A 16,091-nucleotide genomic window follows, 5' to 3' on the forward strand; every position below is an offset into this window, starting at 1 on the left:
GGTTTCGCCAGAATGACGATGAGGCTACACTGCAGGGTATTCAACCAGGCAGCTCAAAGGCACTCCCATGCAGGCGATCGATGAAGCGCTTCTACAATGCCCCCATTGCGGGGAAACCATCAGTCTGCTGCTGGATCTGACCGGTGGCACCCAGTCCTATGTGGAAGATTGTCAGGTCTGCTGCCAACCGATTCACGTCAATCTGTGGATCGATTCGCACGAGGACGACTATCATGTGGATCTGCGCCGGGAGCAGGATTGAATGCTCTGCGCCTACCAGCCTCAGGATATGGCCGAAGCTCAACTGCTCCAGCACCTGCTGAAAGACCATCACATCGGCTGCCATCTCAGTGGCCAGTATCTGCAAGGCGCCATGGGGGAACTTCCGGCCCTCGACCTGCTGGGCATCTGGGTTGCGGCGGAAGATCTCGGGCATGCCCGCGAGCTGATCAGTGATTGGCAGACCGCGACACCGATCATGCCCGACATGGACGTAGAAGACTGAATGAGCGGTCGCCTAGCCCAATTTACCCCGCCTGTTGCGGTCATGCCGGAAGGCTGGCGCCCGGCCTGGAACATTGCGCCCGGCAAGCCGTTGCTGATTCTGCGCAAGACCGCGGGCAACCTGGAATGTGCCAGCGTGCTCTGGAACCTCACCCCCACCTGGCTAAAGCAGCTGGATCGCGCCGCCTTCAGTGCCAAAGCCGAATTTCTGCATGAAAAACCCATGTTCGGCCAGGCGCTGGCGCAGCGGCGTTGCCTGATTCCGGTAGATGGTTTTTTTGTCTGGCAGGTGCAGGGTAAGCGCAAGCAGCCTTGGTATCTGCGCAGCCAAAAAGGCGGGCTGACTCTTGCGGGGCTTTGGGAAAGGTACAGTCTGGACGACGGCAGCTATTGGGACAGTTGCGCACTCATTACCGTGCCGGCGAAAGGTTTGCCGGCACGCCTGGGTGAACGCATGCCCGTGACTCTGAACAGCGGTGAGCAGGCGATCTGGCTGGCCAATGCCACGGCCACCAGCCATCTGCAGCCGTTGCTGCTCAACGCCAGCTCACTGGTGGGCATGATGCACCCAGTGAATCCGGCAATGAGCAGCCCCGGCACCCAAGGCGCGCAATGCTGCACGCCAAGCGGTAGGGTTATAACCGAAGTCTGATCAGACCTTGAACTGGTTGATCAGACGGCGTTGATGCTCGGCCAGCTTGGTCAGGCCCGCGCTGGCTTCGGAGGCCTCTTGCGCACCCTCTGCCACTGACTTGGCGACTTGATCAATGGTCGAGACGTTGCGGTTGACGTCTTCCGCTACCGCACTTTGCTGCTCTGCCGCGCTGGCAATCTGGGTGTTCATTTCGGTGATGATCGATACCGCCTGGGTAATCGAGGTCAGCGCAGCATCCGCTTCTTCCGCTTGCAATACACTCTGCTCGGTCCGTACGCGGCTCTGCTCCATCACCTTGACCGTATCGCGCGTGCCCTTTTGCAGTTGTTCAATCATGGTTTGAATTTCTTCGGTAGAGCTTTGCGTCTTCTGCGCCAGGTTGCGCACTTCATCGGCCACCACAGCGAACCCACGCCCCTGTTCCCCGGCCCGGGCGGCTTCAATAGCCGCATTCAGCGCCAGCAGGTTGGTCTGCTCGGCAATCCCGCGGATGGTCGCCAGAATACCGGTGATGTTGTCGCTGTCACGCGCCAGCGACTGCACACTGGCAACCGCCTTCTGAATATCCTCGGACAAGTCCTGAATGGCATTGGCAGTGGACTTGACCACATCGCGGCCATGACTCGCCGAGCCGTCCGCATTGTTCGCCGCTTCCGCCGCCTGCGCTGCGTTACGCGCCACGTCTTGCGCTGTGGCGGTCATCTCGGTGACTGCAGTCGCCACCAGATCAATCTCGCTCAATTGGCGCTGAATCCCATCATTGGTGCGCATGGCGATATCTGCGGTATTCTCCGACGCGTCCGTGACCTGCTGTACCGAGCTGACCACTTCGCGAATCATCGCCTGCAGCTTGTCGAGGAAGGCGTTGAAGCCTCGGGCAATATCCCCCAGCTCGTCCTTGCGATCCACCGCCAGGCGCTTGGTCAGATCGCCGTCGCCGCGGGCAATATCGTCAAGCATGGCTACCAGCCGGCGCGCCGGCTTGGACAGGCCCAGTCCGACCAGCACCATCACTGCCAGCCCGAGTAGCGCCACCACCAGGCCGATGATAATCATCATCAGTGCATCGTCAGTCTGACGCTGATCCAGTGCGGCACTGAGACTGTTCAACTCCTGCATCACCACGTCAGTAGGCAGGGAGATCATCAGTATCCAGCGGCTACCGGTATCGCCGATCGGAATCGGCATCATCAACTCGATATGCCCGCCCTCTTCATCCAGGTCGTACAGCAGCGTGTCACCCAGGTTGGCAATATTGGCAATCTCGTTGGCATCCAGAATCTGTTCAGCCGGGTCGCCTGCGACCCCGCCCTCGCCGGTGTAGGCGACGATGCGGTTATTGCCGCTGATCAAGGCCTGCTCACCCTTGCCGTCAAACAGGTTGGCGTTGCTTTGGATCAGCATGTCCTGGATGAAATCCAGTGACAGGTCAGCACCCACGATCCCCTTGAACACGCCGTCAGAGATGATCGGCACGGTGAAGGAAGCCAGCATCACTTCGTCGCCGCCGACATCGTAGGGCGCGGGGTCACTTACACAGGCGGCCAGGGTTTCCTTAGGGCAAAGGTAATATTCACCGACTCTCACGCCGGTATCGCTAAGGGTTTCGTCTTCCAGATCGCTCAGCGAATCCAGTTCCAGTTCGCCATCGGCATTGCGGAACCACCAGGGCATGAACCGGCCCGTGCCGTCATAGCCATCGGTCTCTACGCCTTCAAAATACTGGTCAAGATCATCAAAGGCTTCGGGTTCCCAGCCAACGTAAACGCCAAGCAGTTCGGGGTTTTCGCTCAATGTCTTACGGATGACCCGATTCATTTCCTCGCGGCTCATCATCAAGCTCGGCAGCCCATCGTCCTGCAGCTCGTCAAGCAACTGGTTCAGCTGCGCGAGCTGCTGGGCAACCACGAAGGGGTACTCCAGCCGGCGGCGAATACGCTGGCTTTCACCTGCAGCCAATTGCGACAGCCGGCGCTCGACCTGATCCTCGAGCAACTGTTGGCTACTGCCCTGAACGAAATCCTGGCTACGCTCGGCCGCGTAAAGGCTATACAGCGTCATAATGCCAACTGCGACAAACAGACTGGCGCCTGCTAACGTTGCAATGGCGAACTGGATAGACTTGAATTTCATGCATTACCTCGGCTAAGTGTGTCGCAATATCTCGGTATCGGCAGGGGCGGCCAAATCTTCAGAACGAATTGGCAAATCTGAATACTTTTGCTGAATCTACGGTCAAAGCGTGATACATACGCTGCATGCCGAAACACTCGACATTCTGACTCAAGGATTACTAGATCATGCGTACCCGCTTTCTGTTGTGCCTGCCGCTACTTGCGCTTGTAGGCTGTGAAACCGTCCAGACCACTCAGGGAGGCGCAGTGGGCGTCGACCGGGAGCAGCGCATGTTCAGCGCCTTGTCCAGCGCTGAAGTCGATAAAATGGCGGCAGAGTCCTACAACAAGATGCTCGCCGAAGCGCGCAGCAAGAAAGTATTGAACACTGACGCGGCAATGGTTCAGCGGCTCCGCCGGATTTCCAACGATCTAATCCCGCAGGTCACGCATTTCCGCCAGGACGCCCGTTCCTGGAACTGGGAAGTCAACCTGATCAAGAGCGACCAGATCAACGCCAGCTGTGCACCCGGCGGCAAGATCATTTTCTATAGCGGCATCATCACCCAGTTGAAACTGACCGACGATGAAATCGCCCAGATCATGGGTCACGAAATCGCCCATGCCTTGCGTGAGCACGGCCGCGAAGCGATCTCCAGAGCCTATGTTACACAGACTGGTACGCAACTGGCCGGCGCCTTGCTGGGTCTGGGTCAAGCAGGCCAACAGGCTGCCAGCCAAGCGGTGCAAGTTGGCCTCACGCTGCCCAACAGCCGCTCAAATGAGTCGGAAGCCGACCTGATCGGGCTGGAACTGGCCGCCCGAGCCGGTTACAAGCCGGAAGCCGCCGTCAGCCTGTGGCAAAAAATGGCCAGCGCATCACAAGGCCAGCCACCGGAATTCCTCAGCACTCACCCGAACTCGGGCGGGCGCATTCAAGCCTTGCAGGCGGCGATTCCACGGGTGCAACCTCTGTACAACGCGGCCAAGTAACAACGCATAAGCCGTGGCAAGTCTGCTGGTTTGATTTGCGCTACGGAGGCCAACAAAAAGCCCACCATAACAGGTGGGCTTTTTTATGCGCTATCTGCTCCAGACCCTAGCGCACTCGTTCCAAGCTCTGCACCGCCAGATCCAGTGCCTTGTACATATCCAGTCGCGCTGATCGGCCCACATCCGGATGATTCAGATCATTGGCCCGTTCCGACGGTAGTATCGGCGCGGTCAGATCATCCGCTTCCACTGGCTCGAAATCATACTCTTCACCAATGGTCATCGCGCTGCGACGCAGCAGCATGCGTAACTGCTCCGGCTCCAGCTCCGGGTCGATTGACATCATCGCCGCCAGCAGGCCCGCTACCAAAGGGGTAGCGTAGGAAGTGCCGCAATGCACATCACCGCGCTGACCTTTCTCCTTGGTCGAGCCGAGCACACAGGCAGCAGCGGTCACATCCACGCGCATGTCGATATTCGACGCACTGCGCTTGATGGCGTACTCAGGATCATCCACCGCCACATCCTTGTCACTGCGTTCATGGCCACCGACCACAAACAATTGATCGGTTACGAATGATGATGGCAGTCGATACTCGTCGCGGCCGGAATACGAGGAAGCATTGCCCGCCGAATTGACTACCACCACACCGGGATGCTCACGGCGCAGCCAGAGAAAGAATTCTTCCAGGAGTTCTTCGTAGCCACTCATGGCGATGCCGGAGCGCACCAGCGAGTCGACTTCCTTGCCGTTGATATCAATCGCGCCGACGCGGTGGATACCCCAACTCCAGTTGAGTACCCGCACACCGTCTTCGACCAGATTCACCGAAGCGGCGATATTGGCCGTGATCCCCGCATCAGAATTACGTTCGACGATCACCTCAAAGCCAGGGCCGACCTTGTCCAGACCGCGCAGAAAGCCACTGTTGCCACCGCCGTTCCAGGCTGCCGCGAAGACGCCGGCCACAGTGGTGCCATGCCCGTCTGGCTGATCGGCATCGCGTGCATAGACGCAGGTGCGCGGTCCGCCACTGCGGCAGTCACCCAGGTAATCGGCAAAATCGGGAGAATCAAAGTCCACATCGCGCTCGATCACGCCGATACGGATGGGATGGGTTTCAATGTCACCCCCCTCGCGCGGCAGCCGCCGCTGGTAAAAATTCACTGCATCCAGAAAGCGGTTTGACGCCCACTCTTCATCGTCGGCCGCGGGTTCTCTGGCTGTTTCACTTTCAACGCTTTCTTCCGCTCCCGACTCCTCGATCACTACGGCATCCACACTGACCTCACTACCCAGGCGCAACACCAGTGCATCCCGTTCGTCCAGATTGGTTGCGGGCAGACGCAACTGGTAGGTATTGAGCGGTGGAATCGCGCCCACGACCTGGGCACCGTATTTTTCGGCAAGGCGACGCGACTCTTTGGCGCCGTTATGGCTCTCTTCGATAATGACGCTGATCAAATCGACATAGGTGGTCAGGCCATCCATGTTCTTGACCACTTCCTGATCGGTTGCCGCCACCACGTGGCTGCTGTTCAGGCTCAACCAGATGGGGTTACTGGCCTGGCCATCCTGTTCAAACCAGAGTGGCCCACTCTCAGCCTCAGCAGCCTTGACCTGGATACGCACTTGACCATCCTGGTACTCCATAGCCTGCTGCTTGAGTGGCGTACCGTTGAGGCGCGCCTGCCAGCCCGAATCGCCAAGGCCGGTAACGCGCAAGCAGAATTCCTGAACCTCGGCCTGCAGCCGATCGCCGCAACGCTGTAATTGCTCTACGCGCAGCGGCTGCGCCGATAATGCACTGGCTGGCATGGCCGCAGCCATTGCAAGAACCAACCCACTCAGGTAATTCTGCTTCATATTGCGCTCCATACGTACCGCCATTAAACGATCAGCAGCATATACCCCTTACCTGAAGCCAATATGAATTTCGCCGGATGGCGCAAACTATTGCAGCGTGCTCCGGTTGCAATTACGCCAGTGACGAGCGCACTATTTTCAGGTAAATTTCGACACTCATAAGCCACCCTCAACAGGACCCCATGACTCTCCTGATAGCTTTTGCTGTCCTCTCCATTCTGGTTTCATTTATCTGTTCCATTCTTGAAGCCGCCCTGCTCTCATTGACGCCTAGTTACATCGCCCATCAGAAGCTGGAAAAACCCAAGCTCTACGAACGTCTCAAGCAGTTGAAAGACAACGTAGATCAACCTCTTGCTGCCATTCTCACGCTCAATACCGTTGCCCATACCGTGGGTGCTACCGGCGTAGGTGCACAGGTGGCCATCGTCTTTGGCGACGGATACCTGGGTATCGCCTCGGCGGTAATGACGCTGCTGATTCTGGTATTGTCGGAAATTCTGCCGAAAACCATTGGTGCGCGATATTGGCGTCCGATTGCGCCGTTCCTGCCGCCCTTGCTTAGCATCATGATTCTGCTACTCAAGCCGTTTATCATGCTGTCTGACGTGGTGATGAGAATGTTTGGCGGCAAACCGCCCGAGCATGACATTCGCGAGGAAATCAAAGCCCTGGCCATGCTTGGCCGTGAACTGGACAAGCTGGACGATGATGAGCAGCGAGTCATCAGCAATATTCTCGACCTGCATGACGTCAAAGTCAGAGACATCATGACCCCACGTATTGTCAGCGCCTCCGCGCTACCGGATGAAAGTATCGGCGATTTGAAGCTGCGCATTCGCGAAAGCCAGTTCTCGCGCTACCCGGTAGTCGCTGAAGACGAAGCGCCACTGGGCGTGGTGTTTCGTTACGATGCGCTGATGGCCGAAGATGACAGCCAGCCGGTATCCAGCATCATGAAGCCGATCAAGGTCACGCTGGAAACCACCAACGCAGAGAACCTGATGACCCAACTGATGCAGGAACGTCAGCATATGAGCCTGATCTACGATGAATTCGGCGGCTGGCAGGGCCTGGTCACGCTGGAGGACATCGTTGAGGCGATCATCGGCAAGCCGATCATGGACGAGACCGACGACATCCCCAACATGCGCCGGTTCGCCCGGCGCCGCTGGGAACATCGCCTGAAGGATTCCAGGGCGAGCTGATCAATACCAAGCCAGGCCCGTGCCTGGCTTTTTTAATCGCAGGCTTTAACTAGATCAGCCACTGCACCAGCAACCCTGCCAGCGCACATAGTCCCAGCGTCTTCATCACCGAGAGCTTCAAGCCGAACAACGCCAGCGCAGCGCCCAGGGCGATCAGCGCCGAAGGCCAGTCCAGCGCTCCGTCAAAACCCTCCGGCCAGAGCACGTGGTAACCGAAGAACAACGCAAGATTAACGATTACGCCAACGACCGCAGCGGTGACACCGGTCAGCGGGGCAGTGAAGCCCAGTTGCCCATGGGTAGACTCCACCAGCGGGCCACCACCGAGAATGAACAGAAAAGACGGCAAAAAGGTAAACCAGGTAACCAGCATCGCCGCCACCGTCCCGGCGAGAAATGCCTGTTCAGGTCCAAATATCTCCAACACATAGGCGCCGATAAAGGCCACAAAGGCTACGACCATGATCAGCGGACCCGGCGTGGTTTCACCCAGCGCCAGGCCATCGATCATATGCCCAGGGGTTACCCAGCCGAAATCGCTGACGGCTCCCTGGTACACGTAGGGCAGCACCGCGTAAGCGCCGCCGAAGGTCAGCAACGCGGCCTTGGTAAAAAACCAGCCCATTTGCGTCAAAGTACCGTCCCAACCAAACAGCCAATACAGCGCCAGCATAGGTAGCAGCCAGAGCGCTGCGCCTACCATCAGCAACCGCGCCAGGCGGGGCCAGGCAAACCGGGCGTGCTCCGGTGTAGGGGTATCATCATCGATCAATGCAGGCCCGTAGCACTTCTGCTCAGCGCCATGCCCGCCGCCCGGTTGAAAGTATCGCGGCACAAACCGTCCACCCAGATAGCCCGCCAACCCCGCGCCGAGCACAATCAATGGGAAAGGCAAGTTGAAAAAGAAAATGCCAACAAAGGCCGTCAGCGCTATTGCCCACAGCCATCTGTTTTTCAATACCTTGCCGCCAATGCGCCAAGCCGCCTGAAATACAATGGCGGTAACCGCCGGCTTGATACCGTAAAAAATCCCGGCAATGAGCGGCACCTCGCCGTAAGCGATATAGATCCAGGCCAGAGCGATCAGGATCAAAAGCGACGGCAACACGAACAGCACGCCCGCCACCACACCACCCCAGGTACGGTGCAACAACCAGCCGATATAGATCGCCAACTGCTGGGCCTCGGGCCCCGGCAGCAACATGCAGTAATTCAGCGCGTGAAGAAAACGTCGCTCGGAAATCCATCGGCGTTTTTCAACCAGTTCCTGGTGCATGATTGCGATCTGCCCAGCCGGCCCGCCGAAGCTGATCAGGCCCAGCTTGAGCCAAAAGAGGAAGGCCTGGTAAAAGCGCACCTCTGATGGACAAAGCGCGTTATCAGCAGCAACAGAAGGCGGGGGTTCGTCCATCATCAACAGTCTGAGTTCCTGGCAAGGTGAATCACACAACACAAGCTGAGCATCAAGCAGCGCAGCGCCACATTCACCCTGTGTATATCAAAACTTTGCTGCATTTTCGCTGTGGATGTACACGTTCGGCCGCTAACCGGCCAACCGACCTTGCAACAAGGTCTCCCCACCCTGCCAGACACGCCACTCACCTGTCGCATACAGCTGCCAGGTCTCATTACTGGTCAGTGGTGCAGTGGCAATCACCGTCACCACATCATTCGGTGTGGTGTGCTCCTTGAAATCCACTGCCAGCTCCACATCACTCAACTGCGCAGGGCCAAAGGGTGCACGGCGGGTAATCCAGGCCAACTTGCTGGTGCACAGGGTAAACAACCACTCACCGTTGCTGATCAACAGATTACATACCCCTTGCTCGGCGTACTCCGTGCAGGCAGCGGTGATGCAATCCATCAGTTCAGCGAGCGCGGGGCGCTGTTCGAACCTGGCACGCAGCCGATTCAATAGATCGCAGAAAATAGCTTCGCTATCGGTACTGCCTACCGGTTGAAAGGGGCCGGCCTGGGGGCTGAAAGCCTGCATCTGCCCGTTATGCGCAAAGCTCCAGTACTGGCCCCATAACTCCCGGCTGAAGGGGTGGGTATTGGCCAGACTGACCCGGCCGACATTGGCCTGACGGATGTGACAAATCACGTTTTCAGACTTGATCGGATAGCTTTCGATCAACTGAGCGATGGCTGAGCTGTGGCACGGTTGTGGATCATGAAAACAACGCAGGCCACCACCTTCATAGAACGCCACGCCCCAGCCATCACAATGCGGCCCGGTGCGACCGCCGCGCTGCATCAGCCCGGAAAAGCTGAAACAGATATCGGTCGGCACGTTCGCGCTCATGCCCATCAGCTCACACATCGCCAGTCACTTTGCTACCTTGTCAAAGTCACTGGCGTCGTGGCGTTCCGGCAGCTGCTCAGAAGCATCGCCCCAGGTTCGGTTCACCATGCGCCCGCGCTTGACCGCCGGACGCTGGCCCACCTGCTCCACCCAGCGCAGCAGGTGGGTGTAGGTATGCGCCTCGAGAAACTCTGCGGCGCCGTATACCTGATTGGTCACCACCCCACCATACCAGGGCCAGATCGCCATATCAGCGATACTGTATTCCTCGCCAGCAATATACGGATGGTCCGCCAATTGCCGATTGAGTACATCCAGCTGCCGCTTCACTTCCATGGTGTAACGGTTGATCGGATACTCGAATTTTTCTGGAGCGTAGGCGTAAAAATGGCCAAAACCGCCACCCAGGAACGGCGCACTGCCCATCTGCCAGAACAGCCAGTTCAAGCATTCGGCACGTCCGGCGGCGTCTTTGGGAATAAAGGCGCCAAACTTGTCGGCCAGGTAGAGCATGATCGACCCCGACTCGAACAGCCGCAGCGGCGGGTCCATGGTCTGATCCAGCAACGCAGGAATCTTCGAATTCGGGTTGATGTCGACAAAACCACTGCCAAACTGATCACCTTCGCCGATGTTGATCAGATAGGCGTCGTACTCTGCTTCCTTGATGCCGAGCGCCAGCAGCTCTTCGAGCAAAATAGTGACCTTGACGCCATTGGGGGTAGCTAGCGAATAAAGCTGCAGCGGATGCTTGCCTACGGGCAATGGCTTGTCATGGGTTGGGCCGGCGACCGGACGATTGATATTGGCGAACTTGCCGCCGCTCGCCTGATCCCAGGTCCAGACTGCCGGCGGCGTGTAGGTATTCTCAGTCATCGTATTCCCCTTGTCTGGCTGATTTCATAGAGGTGGTAATCGGTTAATAGTGGACTATTTGCGGGCAAATGTTTACCCGCCGTTGCAAGCAAAGGTGTCGCCGCAGCTTTTGCCAGCAACACGCTCAATCCCACCAGTAACAGCTGCCATGCCGGTTCAGCGCAGTGAAACGCCACTCCTGGGTGACCGGTTTACCGGCGGCAGCGGCGCAGACGTGAATGGGCAGCAGGTGCTCTTCCCGGGGGTGACAAAAAGCTGCACCGGGCGCCTGCTTCCAATTGGCCAGGGAGTTTTCGCGCAATTGCTCGTCGTCAATGCGCAAACTGCTTTCCAGCCAGTTTTCAAAGGCAAGATTCAGTGACGCTTCCTGATTGGTAACCGGATCAAAGAAAGCACGCATGTTGTGAAAGGAAAAACCGGAACCGATGATCAACACGTTCTCGTCGCGCAACGCACGCAACGCATGCCCCAGCTCCAGATGCGCGGCCGCATCCAGCGAATCCAATAAGGACAATTGCAGGCAGGGAATGTCGGCGCGCGGAAATAGCAGCATCCCGGGCACGAACACGCCGTGGTCCAAACCACGCTCCGCGTCGAGATGCGTTGTCCAGCCTCCCGCTGCGAGCTGCTCGGCCAAGGACGCCGCCAATCCAGGCGCTCCGGGTGCCGGATAACGCAACTGGTAGCTTTGCGGCGGGAAGCCGTAATAATCAAACAGCAACGACGGCTGGGCCGCCGCGGTTAATGTTGGCTCCTTGGTCTCCCAGTGGGCGCTGATAAACAGCAATGCCGAAGGCAGCGGTTGCAAGCCATCGAGCTTATGGCGGATCAGCGCATAGGTCAGCAGAAGTTCGGCATGCTCGGGATCATCAAGCAGAGGTAAGGGCCCCCCGCCATGGGAAAGAAAAAGCACCGGTTGCATGAACACCTCCAATCAAATGCCAACCTTTATTCAGCATAACCTACTCGGCAGCATCCGGCCGGTGACAACGCTGAACTTCCGGGGAAACTGCTGCAATGCCATCAGGCCTGGCCCTGAAAAGCCCTGAATGCGAGCCATGCCGCATAGAGCCCCATCAACAGGAACGCGCCAGAAGCAATGCGCCGAATAAGATCCAGCGGCAGCCTGGTTGCAGCCGCGTTACCCATGAACACCACGGGTACGTTGGCCAGCATCATGCCCAGCGTGGTGCCCAGCACCACCCACAGATAGGCATCGAACTGCGCAGCCAAGACCACCGTGGCTATCTGGGTCTTGTCGCCCATTTCAGCAATAAAAAAGGCTACCAGCGTGGCGGCGAAAGCACCGTAACGGCTGATGGCTGGGGTTTCATCCTCGTCGAGCTTGTCCGGAATCAACGTCCAGCCAGCGACAGCAATAAAGGAAATAGCCAGCAGCGTGTATAACCAGGTATCACTGAGAAAATCGCTGACCAACTGGCCCACAGCACCGGCCAGCGCGTGGTTGGCCACGGTCGCAACAAAAATACCCAGCACGATAGGCCAAGGCCTGCGGAAACGCAGAACGAGCAGTAAGGCAAGCAGTTGGGTTTTGTCGCCGATCTCTGCCAGCGCAACAATACCGGTTGAAACGAAGAAGGCTTCCACGGAGGTTCCATAAGAGGGCGGATCAACAAACCAATGACATACGTCCACCTCCGCCCTCGGCTGGTGTGCGTATGTCATAGGTCTCGTCAAACCGGAGCCGCTGGCGCGGCCGCAGGTCGCAAACGCCATGGTCTGTGGACCAAGTATGTTGACGTTTGCCAGTGCAGGCCGCGATGGCCTGCATAGAGAGACTACTCCCCTAAGACGGGCGGGAATATACCCCGCAGGTCGGACGTGGTCAACCCGATCTGATCAACCCGGGGCGACGGCCGAATAGACCTTGAAGCGATTGTTTTCGCGTAGCACCTGGCAGGGGCCGATGTGCGTTTCAATCAGAGCTGGGTACTTGAGAAAGCCATTGGCGACAATACGCAATTCGCCGCGCGGCAACAGATTGCGCGTGACCTGCTCGAAGAAGCGTTCGGCGATACTGGTGTCGTGCTTGATCCCGGTATGGAACGGTGGGTTGCTGACCACTGCGGCCAATCGTCCATGCACGTCGCTCAAACCGTCGGAAGGGTAAACCTCAGCCTCAACGCCATTACGCTGCAAGGTTTGTGTCGCGCAGTACAACGCCAGCGCGTCCACGTCTACCAACTCGAATTGACTGCCTGGATTGCGCCGCGCCAACACAGTGGCCAGCACCCCTGCCCCGCAACCGAAATCCAGCACCTTGCCCTTAGGCAAGGGCTTGGTCTCTTCCAGCAGCAATTGGCTACCTTCATCCAGCCGCCCATGACTGAAAACGCCGGGCAGACTGACCAGTTCGACCGACTGGTCGCTGAACTCCAGGGTGAACTGCTTTTGCCATTCGGCCAGCACGAACTGGGCAGCCTGGCCATTGACCGCGGCGCGCCATAGCTGACAATGTCTGGCGGAATCGAGCTTTTCAGCATACTTCGCATAGGGCTGCATCAGCTTTTCAGCACGGGTAATGCCGCCCTTCTTTTCCCCGACCAGATACAGCGGGCAACCGGCCTGTAGCAAAGGCGCAATCTGCGCCAGCGCATACTCGGCGCGCTCCAGTGCCTTGGGCATGACCAGCACCGCCGCATCCAGCTCGCCGACCGCCGGGCACTGGTGCGAAAAACTCAGATGCTCCGCGTCCAGTTGCGCGTTCAAGCCTAGCCACACTGCATAATCCCAGGTCCAGACATGCCATTGCGCGGGCAATTGCACAGTGAGGCTATCTGCGGTCGGATTGACCAGCAGCACACGCTTGCCGGCAAACAGCTCGGCGCTACGTTCAAGAATCTGGCTGGTATTGTCCATCGACAACTCCGGTTGTGGGCGGGTTGGGGATTGTACGTTCTCGCTTCCCCACTGCAAAGCGAGCACTCAGCTCTTGCGCGGCTTGGCCCGCCGCGTGGGCTCAGCCTGGAGGGGATCATCGGGCCAGTAATGTTTGGGGTAACGGCCCTTCATATCCTTTTTAACCTCGGCATAACTGCCCTGCCAGAAACCGGCCAGATCCTGGGTGATCTGCACCGGGCGCTGAGCGGGTGACAGCAGATGCAGTTGCAGCGACTGTCGATTCTGCGCGATCCGCGGCGTATCGGTACTGCCGAACATCTCCTGCAACCGCACCGCCAGAACCGGCGGCGTTTCGCTGTAATCGATACGGATTTGCGAGCCGGTGGGTACGGTCCAGTGGCTGGGGGCCTGCTCGTCAAGCTGACGCGGCAGCGGCCAGGGCAAAAGCCCAGCCAGGATCGAAGGCAAATCCAGATTGGCAAAATGCGCCAGGCGCCTGACCTTACCCAGATAGGGCGCCAGCCAGGCCTCCAGCGTATCGAGTAAAGCCGCGTCGCTGATATCCGGCCAGTCACTGCTGCCGCCCTGGTTCAGATCCAGCTGACGCAGCAGAATCACCCGTGCCTGCCACTGGCGCAATGCTGGCGTCCAGGGCAGCAGATTCAAACCCTGTCTGCGCACCACCTCGCAGAGCGCGCGGTTGCGTGCATCGGGATCCATCTCGGGCAAGGCCCGGCGGCTGAAAATCAACGCGCCCAGGCGCTGTTGACGCTCGGCGATCAAACTTTCGCTGCGCGCATCCCAATCCAACGTATCCTTCTGGGTCAGCAGTTCAGGCACATGCCCTGTCACTAAAGACGCATCCAGAGCGGCAGCCATAAAGATTCTGACATTGCGTTGCGCCGCATGGCCGCCCAAAGCCGAGATCACCAGCCACTCATGCTTTTGCAACGCATCGGCCTCGGCAAAGGCCGCCGAGCGGCCATTGGCCAGCCGGTACTCCCCGCCCTCCGCCCGCCGCTGGGCAATACGATCCGGATAGGCCATGGCCAGCAGCAGGCCCTGCCAGCGCTCATGCTCGGGGTTATCGACCGGGTTCACTGCCGTTTTCTCCAACAGGCGCTGCCATTGCCCGGCCAACTGACGTGCGCGCTGCAGCGCTCCGCGGTCTAGCGAACCGTCAGCCCTGGGTTGATCGAATAGTGCCATGCGCCTGGCCACGTCGGCATCCTGCACCCCACGCAACAGATCTCGTTCGCCGGCGATGGCGGCCAGGCGGCAAGCCAGCAGCCCCAGTCCCATCGCCTGACCGCGCAACAGCATATGCGCCAGACGGGGGTGCATGGGTAAGGCCGCCATGGCCATGCCATGCTCGGTCAGCCGCCAACCAGCATCGTCGCGCCGCAATGCGCCCAGAATCTCGAGCAGTTCGCGACCCTGAGCCAAGGCTGCCGTCGGCGGCTGGTCAAGCCAGCTGAGTTCACTCGCCTTCTGGATCCCCCACTGCGCCAATTGCAACGCCAGGGGGGCGAGATCGGCCTGGAGCATTTCCGGCTGATCCTGCGCCGCCATCTGTTCCTGCTGGCTGGCCGACCACAGCCGATAACATACACCGGGTTCCAGGCGCCCAGCGCGGCCCGCGCGTTGTTCGGCAGCAGCCTGGGAAACTCGGCGGGTCTGCAGGCGCGTCAGGCCGGACACCGGGTCGAAGGATGGCTGGCGTATCAAGCCCGCATCGATGACCACCCGTATGCCCTCGATAGTCAGCGAGGTTTGCGCTATGGAAGTGGCCAGCACAATCTTGCGTTGCCCGGGCGGCGCCGGGCTGATGGCCAGGCGCTGAGCAGCGAGGTCCAGCTCACCATACAGCGGCGTGACCAGCACATCCTTGTGGTGCATGAGCTGCGCCTCAAGCTGAGTCTCAACCCGGCGGATTTCCGCCATCCCTGGTAGGAAGATAAGCTGACTACCACCTTCATCCGCCAGCGCCTGCAGTGCAGTTTGTACCACTCTCGGCTCTATTGGTTGTCGCGGCTCAGCCGTACCCTTGTAACGCACATCCACCGGATACTGCCGACCCTGGCTGCTGATCATGGGCGCGTTATCCAGCAGCTGACTGACCGCCTGTGCGTCCAGCGTGGCGGACATCACCAGCAACCGCAGCGGCGGATCATCACGCAGGTATTGTTGCGTCTGCCGACACAGCGCCAACCCCAGATCGGCGTCCAGACTACGCTCATGAAATTCGTCGAAGATCACCAGGCCGATGCCTGGCAGCTCGGGGTCGTCCTGCAACAGACGCTGCAGAATCCCCTCCGTGACTACCTCGATACGCGTGGCAGAACTGACCCGGCTTTCCAAACGGATGCGATAACCGACCCGTTGCCCGACCGGCTCACCCAGCAGCTGAGCCAGCCGTTCGGCCGCCGCCCGCGCAGCCAACCGGCGCGGTTCAAGCAGAATGATCTTCTGCCCTGCCAGCCAGGCACTGTTCAACAGCGCCAGCGGCACCAGCGTGGTTTTACCGGCGCCGGGCGGTGCCTGCAACACGGCGCAAGGGTGGCTGGCCAGCGCCTGATCAAGCTCATCCAGTACGCTGGCGACAGGTAAATCGGTCATGGTCTACAAGCACTCGAAGCAAAGGCGCTATTATAGCCGCTCTGCTATGCTCACCACCTAACCAAGCTGGTCGGCAAGCCCATGCTTG

The 16,091-nt window shown here is 58.9% G+C and carries 14 protein-coding genes and 1 riboswitch; of the genes, 5 read left to right on the plus strand and 9 right to left on the minus strand.

The features are described 5' to 3' along the window. Window positions 1-67: 67 nt before the first annotated feature. The 3 genes from DT594_RS07705 to DT594_RS07715 are packed head-to-tail and all read left to right on the plus strand — an operon-like array spanning window position 68 to window position 1,156. Complete coding sequence (locus DT594_RS07705) at window positions 68-262, plus strand: CPXCG motif-containing cysteine-rich protein (protein ID WP_149332155.1); 195 nt, start codon at window positions 68-70, stop codon at window positions 260-262. Further along, the gene (locus DT594_RS07710) at window positions 263-505 is read left to right on the plus strand and encodes a putative signal transducing protein (RefSeq protein ID WP_149332156.1); all 243 of its coding nucleotides are present in this window, start codon (window positions 263-265) and stop codon (window positions 503-505) included. Next, a complete protein-coding gene (locus tag DT594_RS07715; RefSeq protein WP_149332157.1) occupies window positions 506-1,156 on the plus strand; it encodes an SOS response-associated peptidase in 651 nt (216 codons plus the stop codon). Here the strand turns inward: DT594_RS07715 and DT594_RS07720 are convergent, their stop codons facing one another. Then, the gene (locus DT594_RS07720) at window positions 1,157-3,292 is read right to left on the minus strand and encodes a methyl-accepting chemotaxis protein (protein WP_149332158.1); all 2,136 of its coding nucleotides are present in this window, start codon (window positions 3,290-3,292) and stop codon (window positions 1,157-1,159) included. It abuts the gene before it with no gap. Between the two features lie 167 nt (window positions 3,293-3,459). Between DT594_RS07720 and DT594_RS07725 the strand changes: the two genes are divergently transcribed. Beyond that, window positions 3,460-4,266, plus strand: a complete 807-nt coding sequence (locus DT594_RS07725) for a M48 family metallopeptidase (protein WP_149332159.1) — start codon at window positions 3,460-3,462, stop codon at window positions 4,264-4,266. Between the two features lie 106 nt (window positions 4,267-4,372). On the opposite strand, the gene DT594_RS07730 is transcribed toward DT594_RS07725, so the two are convergent. After that, window positions 4,373-6,133 carry a S8/S53 family peptidase gene (locus DT594_RS07730; protein WP_149332160.1) on the minus strand — a complete coding sequence of 587 codons (1,761 nt, stop codon included), beginning with the start codon at window positions 6,131-6,133 and terminating at the stop codon, window positions 4,373-4,375. 182 nt (window positions 6,134-6,315) lie between these two features. Here DT594_RS07730 and DT594_RS07735 point away from each other — a divergent pair, with 182 nt between their 5' ends. Next, window positions 6,316-7,341 carry a CNNM domain-containing protein gene (locus DT594_RS07735; protein WP_149332161.1) on the plus strand — a complete coding sequence of 342 codons (1,026 nt, stop codon included), beginning with the start codon at window positions 6,316-6,318 and terminating at the stop codon, window positions 7,339-7,341. Window positions 7,342-7,390: 49 nt separating this feature from the next. On the opposite strand, the gene chrA is transcribed toward DT594_RS07735, so the two are convergent. The 7 genes from chrA to hrpB all read right to left on the minus strand — a co-directional run bounded on the left by chrA (window position 7,391) and on the right by hrpB (window position 16,003). Continuing rightward, complete coding sequence (gene chrA / locus DT594_RS07740; RefSeq protein ID WP_149332640.1) at window positions 7,391-8,752, minus strand: chromate efflux transporter; 1,362 nt, start codon at window positions 8,750-8,752, stop codon at window positions 7,391-7,393. 132 nt (window positions 8,753-8,884) lie between these two features. Further along, window positions 8,885-9,664 carry a class II glutamine amidotransferase gene (locus DT594_RS07745; protein WP_149332162.1) on the minus strand — a complete coding sequence of 260 codons (780 nt, stop codon included), beginning with the start codon at window positions 9,662-9,664 and terminating at the stop codon, window positions 8,885-8,887. Between the two features lie 6 nt (window positions 9,665-9,670). Further along, the gene (gene yghU / locus DT594_RS07750; RefSeq protein WP_149332163.1) at window positions 9,671-10,522 is read right to left on the minus strand and encodes a glutathione-dependent disulfide-bond oxidoreductase; all 852 of its coding nucleotides are present in this window, start codon (window positions 10,520-10,522) and stop codon (window positions 9,671-9,673) included. Between the two features lie 124 nt (window positions 10,523-10,646). Next, entirely contained in the window at window positions 10,647-11,444 is a 798-nt protein-coding gene (locus DT594_RS07755; protein WP_149332164.1) for a DODA-type extradiol aromatic ring-opening family dioxygenase, read from the minus strand. A 101-nt stretch (window positions 11,445-11,545) separates the two neighbouring features. Further along, complete coding sequence (locus DT594_RS07760) at window positions 11,546-12,130, minus strand: TMEM165/GDT1 family protein (protein ID WP_246164589.1); 585 nt, start codon at window positions 12,128-12,130, stop codon at window positions 11,546-11,548. A gap of 88 nt (window positions 12,131-12,218) precedes the next feature. Then, window positions 12,219-12,342, minus strand: a riboswitch (yybP-ykoY riboswitch). A 40-nt stretch (window positions 12,343-12,382) separates the two neighbouring features. Next, window positions 12,383-13,402 carry a methyltransferase gene (locus DT594_RS07765; RefSeq protein ID WP_149332166.1) on the minus strand — a complete coding sequence of 340 codons (1,020 nt, stop codon included), beginning with the start codon at window positions 13,400-13,402 and terminating at the stop codon, window positions 12,383-12,385. Window positions 13,403-13,468: 66 nt separating this feature from the next. Beyond that, window positions 13,469-16,003, minus strand: coding sequence for an ATP-dependent helicase HrpB (gene hrpB, locus DT594_RS07770; protein WP_149332167.1), 2,535 nt, complete (start codon window positions 16,001-16,003; stop codon window positions 13,469-13,471). Window positions 16,004-16,091: the final 88 nt, after the last annotated feature.

This window comes from Halopseudomonas laoshanensis, assembly GCF_008365385.1.
GTDB lineage: Bacteria > Pseudomonadota > Gammaproteobacteria > Pseudomonadales > Pseudomonadaceae > Halopseudomonas > Halopseudomonas laoshanensis.

Excerpts from the sequence above, each read along its gene's own strand:
- DT594_RS07705 (WP_149332155.1), top strand. The coding sequence starts at position 68 with ATGCAGGCGATCGATGAAGCGCTTCTACAATGCCCCCATTGCGGGGAA.
- DT594_RS07710 (WP_149332156.1), top strand. The coding sequence starts at position 263 with ATGCTCTGCGCCTACCAGCCTCAGGATATGGCCGAAGCTCAACTGCTC.
- DT594_RS07715 (WP_149332157.1), top strand. The coding sequence starts at position 506 with ATGAGCGGTCGCCTAGCCCAATTTACCCCGCCTGTTGCGGTCATGCCG.
- DT594_RS07720 (WP_149332158.1), bottom strand. The coding sequence starts at position 3,292 with ATGAAATTCAAGTCTATCCAGTTCGCCATTGCAACGTTAGCAGGCGCC.
- DT594_RS07725 (WP_149332159.1), top strand. The coding sequence starts at position 3,460 with ATGCGTACCCGCTTTCTGTTGTGCCTGCCGCTACTTGCGCTTGTAGGC.
- DT594_RS07730 (WP_149332160.1), bottom strand. The coding sequence starts at position 6,133 with ATGAAGCAGAATTACCTGAGTGGGTTGGTTCTTGCAATGGCTGCGGCC.
- DT594_RS07735 (WP_149332161.1), top strand. The coding sequence starts at position 6,316 with ATGACTCTCCTGATAGCTTTTGCTGTCCTCTCCATTCTGGTTTCATTT.
- chrA (WP_149332640.1), bottom strand. The coding sequence starts at position 8,752 with ATGGACGAACCCCCGCCTTCTGTTGCTGCTGATAACGCGCTTTGTCCA.
- DT594_RS07745 (WP_149332162.1), bottom strand. The coding sequence starts at position 9,664 with ATGTGTGAGCTGATGGGCATGAGCGCGAACGTGCCGACCGATATCTGT.
- yghU (WP_149332163.1), bottom strand. The coding sequence starts at position 10,522 with ATGACTGAGAATACCTACACGCCGCCGGCAGTCTGGACCTGGGATCAG.
- DT594_RS07755 (WP_149332164.1), bottom strand. The coding sequence starts at position 11,444 with ATGCAACCGGTGCTTTTTCTTTCCCATGGCGGGGGGCCCTTACCTCTG.
- DT594_RS07765 (WP_149332166.1), bottom strand. The coding sequence starts at position 13,402 with ATGGACAATACCAGCCAGATTCTTGAACGTAGCGCCGAGCTGTTTGCC.
- hrpB (WP_149332167.1), bottom strand. The coding sequence starts at position 16,003 with ATGACCGATTTACCTGTCGCCAGCGTACTGGATGAGCTTGATCAGGCG.